Annotated in this window: 7 protein-coding genes; 4 read left to right on the top strand and 3 right to left on the bottom strand. The window is 58.3% G+C overall.

The features are described 5' to 3' along the window. Nucleotides 1-134: 134 nt before the first annotated feature. From HK28_RS13400 to HK28_RS13390, 3 genes are all read right to left on the bottom strand, one after another. Nucleotides 135-356, bottom strand: coding sequence for a hypothetical protein (locus HK28_RS13400; protein WP_086645035.1), 222 nt, complete (start codon nt 354-356; stop codon nt 135-137). After that, on the bottom strand, nt 353-646 hold the full coding sequence (locus tag HK28_RS13395) for a hypothetical protein (protein ID WP_086645034.1): 294 nt from the start codon (nt 644-646) through the stop codon (nt 353-355). Before HK28_RS13395 ends, HK28_RS13400 begins: the two co-directional genes overlap by 4 nt. A gap of 190 nt (nt 647-836) precedes the next feature. Further along, the gene (locus HK28_RS13390; protein ID WP_233140555.1) at nt 837-1,325 is read right to left on the bottom strand and encodes a helix-turn-helix domain-containing protein; all 489 of its coding nucleotides are present in this window, start codon (nt 1,323-1,325) and stop codon (nt 837-839) included. Here HK28_RS13390 and HK28_RS14555 point away from each other — a divergent pair. The 4 genes from HK28_RS14555 (at nt 1,231) to HK28_RS13370 (ending at nt 2,515) form a co-directional block, all read left to right on the top strand. Further along, complete coding sequence (locus HK28_RS14555) at nt 1,231-1,491, top strand: Cro/CI family transcriptional regulator (RefSeq protein ID WP_369823668.1); 261 nt, start codon at nt 1,231-1,233, stop codon at nt 1,489-1,491. The genes HK28_RS13390 and HK28_RS14555 overlap by 95 nt on opposite strands. A gap of 157 nt (nt 1,492-1,648) precedes the next feature. Continuing rightward, complete coding sequence (locus tag HK28_RS13380; RefSeq protein ID WP_158093484.1) at nt 1,649-1,816, top strand: DnaB-like helicase C-terminal domain-containing protein; 168 nt, start codon at nt 1,649-1,651, stop codon at nt 1,814-1,816. Further along, the gene (locus tag HK28_RS13375) at nt 1,813-2,100 is read left to right on the top strand and encodes a hypothetical protein (RefSeq protein ID WP_086645030.1); all 288 of its coding nucleotides are present in this window, start codon (nt 1,813-1,815) and stop codon (nt 2,098-2,100) included. The genes HK28_RS13380 and HK28_RS13375 overlap by 4 nt, the downstream gene beginning before the upstream one ends. Before the next feature lies 1 nt (nt 2,101). Beyond that, nucleotides 2,102-2,515, top strand: a complete 414-nt coding sequence (locus tag HK28_RS13370; protein ID WP_086645029.1) for a DUF6362 family protein — start codon at nt 2,102-2,104, stop codon at nt 2,513-2,515. Nucleotides 2,516-3,044: the final 529 nt, after the last annotated feature.

The following is a 3,044-nucleotide window of genomic DNA, read 5'->3' as shown; positions in this document are numbered from 1 at the left end:
CAGAAATCACCATTCACCCCGGCAAGGCGCTCTTCACCGGAAGGATACATTTCAGCTTTCGGCCAGCTACCATCACCACTTCGATGTCTGACTTAAGGCGAAAGGAGCCATGGCATCGTCACAGCGCCGCCGCCTCAAAACCCCGGCACCACCCTCGGTCGCCCGCGCCGCGCACCACTCGCCGCAGGCATAGAAGCCCACCGCCGCACCGTCTCCGCATCCCACCGCGGCCGCCCCAGCCCCGCCACACGCGGTGGCAGCCGCTCCGGGTGCTGGCTGACAAGCCGCCGCACCGTGCTCTCCTGATACCGCAAAAACGCCGCTAACTCACGCGAAGTCCACAAAGCGTCGCTCATACCCGGCCTCCCGGAAAGCGAATAACGTTAGTTGGAAGCACGCGTTGTGCAGTTTTCAGCGCGGTCATGAATGGGAGCAAATAGGCTTCTATCTCCTCCTCGATTGCCGCTGCGTGGTCCCCATACATCGTGGCGTCGCGTGCGTTCGCGCGGTCCAGCGCGGCGCGCTCGTTCTGACGCAACCATAGTGAGCGGCGGCGCATGTCGAGGGCATGCATCCGCACAAATAAAGGCAGCCCATCGAGAATGGGTGCGTCAACGGCTTCCGTGTAGTCGATTGTGGCTGTCATGGCTTGCTCCGTAGAGTGGCGTGTTAGGAGCATCAATCGCTTAGTATTGCTAAGCAGTCAATATAAAAGTTAGTGTCGCTAAGCATTGACGCTAAGCGTCATGAGTGAATCCGTTTCGGGGGTGGGTTCGATGAAGGTCGTATCACGCGCGCGTCAAAGACGTCACAGAATAAAGTCCCACAGCTCAAGCCTAGGTGGAGGTTATCTTGTCGATATGGAGCAACTCCAGAACAACGCGCCGCTTCACATCGTCCAAAGAGCGCCAGAACCTCAAAAGGGCAAGTTCGTCGGCGTCTTCGACGAGCTCACCACCATATGGAATGGCCCCGCTTGGCTCAATTTGCTTCGGAATTTCAATCAGTGAGCGAAGGGCCATCCAGTTATCATTGGTGGGCGTGGTCGTGTCGGTTTCCCACTGAGCTACTGCGCCGGCGCTCAAACCTAGCTTTTGAGCTAACGCGCGCTGGCTCAAGCCTGCTTTCTTGCGAGCGGCCCGAATGATGTCTCCTGGTGTCATGGGTTCATAGTGCCCGCTTGAGCGCTCACTAACACTGAGCAAAGTTCTTGTGTTACAATGCTCAGTGATGCTAAGCGATTTGGCCATGAGCATCACCGGCATTGAGCTAGTAAGGGCGACACGCGGAGCATCGGCGAAGATCGCCCGCGCGATGAATATCACTCGGAGCGCGGTCTCTCAGTGGGACAAGATTCCTGCCGAGGCCGTGGTCGTTATCGAGCAAATAACGAACATCCCGCGCAGTAAGCTTCGGCCCGATCTCTTTTCGCCCACGAACATGCACAGCGTCGCGACAAGCCTTTGCGTCGCACAAAACCCCCACAGGTGAAGCATGAACACTGCTCATAGCGGTCACACTGGCGCGTGCTTTTCGCGCCGTCATTCGGAAACGCTCCGTCTCGAACTCTACCGCCTGTCGCAACAGCGCCAGTGGGCGAGCGACGATGCGCTGTTACGCCAATCGCTGCTCCGCCATGGCGCAACGGGTGAGCATGTCCGAGGGCAGGGCGGACGTGATCTTCGCCAAGAACCGGCAGGGGCCGACCGGCACGTGCCCGCTGCGCTTCACCGATCACACGACCTGGTTCCGCGACGCGCATGAGGACGAGCTGAGCCCGGCGTGGACGCGCCCTGACATGATGGAGGCGGCATGAGTCCGAAACAGCAACGCTATGGCCGCCATGTCCGGGCGGTGATGCTGGACCAGCGCTGGGCGCTGCTGCCGCTCGCCGCCCGCGCCGCGTGGCTGCAACTGACCGACATCGCCGACGTGATGCCCGAACTGCGCCAGCCCGGCGCCGGGCGCGCGGTGTCGCGTGACGAACTGATCCGGCTTCTGTCGGCGCGCGGCGACGAGCTGGACACGGCGCTGGCGCATCTGGTCGAGCGGCAGATCGTCGAGGAATTGTCCCATGGGTTTCGATTGAAGGCGTATTGAGATGGCGCGCATAAACCGTGAAGCGAAGCTGCTGGACATGGGCGGCGACATACGGCTGACGCTTGCGACGTTGCGGGTGAAGGGGCTGCGTCCTGCAGGTGTGAAGATCAATTGGCCGGACATTGTGATGGACCGGGAAGATTTAGCGTGGTTGCGAGAAAGCGACGGTGTGCTGCCGCCGCCGACAGCTGACGCGATAGCTCGGCTGGACATTGTTTTGGGTTGGCCGGTGATGATTGATGATCTTCGGCATCGTAATGTTGTGAACAAGCGGATGATCGTGAATCCGTATTCCGGGAAATATCGTTGGGAATGGCGGAGTTTGGGACGTCTGCTGGGGATTGATCATAAGACGGCGCAGGCGTGGCACAGGCAGGCATGTGGCGCGCTCGCAAAAAAAATCGGCAGGACGTAATTTACCCCTCCCCAGATTCCCCAAAATGCAGTATCGGCGAATATATGATTTGGAGGTCGTGTAGCCTGACGGTTGCACGGCTTTTTTTATGGCTGATCCACAGCTGCTTCCGTGGAGCATGATGGGTTCCAACTGGTAGTCATACATTGGAGATTGCACGTCAGAATGATCCCGTTTGACCACGATAAGAGTGCCCGGGCAGTCAGCGTCATTCAAGCTGGTTCCCGGCTATCTATAGCGTTCGCTCTATCGTTCATGCTGATGATAGCTGGATCGTATCCGAATTATCATGCCCTGCAGTTCGATCATGACGTGCGAAATTGTATCGTGGCGTCTATGGCCCATCATTACTGCACTTCGGCTTTGGCATGGGCCATTCTGAGTTGTAGCGCGGGTGGGCTCGCTTTCATTTTCAGCTATGACGCTCAGATGAATCGAAAATTCCCCGGTCTGATTTTTACAATCATTCTCCTAGGTATGGTTACCTTGCCGCGCCGTTCGAGGTGAAGTTCGCACCTGGCGCGACAGA

The organism is Acetobacter sp. DsW_063 (assembly GCF_002153745.1).
In the GTDB taxonomy this organism is placed as follows: Bacteria; Pseudomonadota; Alphaproteobacteria; order Acetobacterales; family Acetobacteraceae; genus Acetobacter.
Note: the sequence above shows the minus strand (reverse complement) of the source record. Positions and strands in the feature narration are given on the sequence as shown.